Source organism: Rhizobium sp. 18055 (genome assembly GCF_902706285.1).
Classification (GTDB): Bacteria; Pseudomonadota; Alphaproteobacteria; order Rhizobiales; family Rhizobiaceae; genus Rhizobium.
Genome location: NZ_CACSKD010000188.1, coordinates 1 through 482 on the forward strand (window position 1 = coordinate 1; position 482 = coordinate 482).

At 68.0% G+C, this 482-nt stretch carries 1 protein-coding gene; it reads right to left on the bottom strand.

What is annotated here, in order from left to right:
- Positions 1 to 482, bottom strand: a 482-nt coding sequence (locus GVL52_RS31885) for an aldehyde dehydrogenase family protein (protein ID WP_160012711.1), incomplete at both ends; no start/stop codon positions are given.

Below are 482 nucleotides of genomic sequence, written 5' to 3' on the forward strand. Positions count from 1 at the left end.
CAGCAGCGTGTCGACTGCGCCCTTGTCGCCGTTCACCACGTTCAGCACGCCTGGCGGCAGGCCCGCTTCCAGCGCCAGCTGCGCGATCAGCAGCGCGCTGCTGGGGTCGCGCTCGGAGGGCTTGAGCACGAAGGTGTTGCCGCAGGCCACGGCCATGGGCCACATCCACAGCGGCACCATGGCCGGGAAGTTGAACGGCGTGATGCCGGCGGTGACGCCCAGCGCCTGGAATTCGGACCAGGAGTCGATGTTCGGACCCACGTTGCGGCTGTGCTCGCCCTTCAGCAGCTCGGGCGCGTAGCTCGCGTATTCCACGTTCTCGATGCCGCGCTGCAGCTCGCCGTGCGCATCGGCCAGCACCTTGCCGTGTTCGGCGGTGATGAGGGCGGCGATTTTGTCGGCGTTCTCTTCGAGCAGCACCTTCAGTCTGGACATCACGCGCGCGCGCTTGAGCGGCGGCGTGTTGCGCCAGGCAGGGAAGG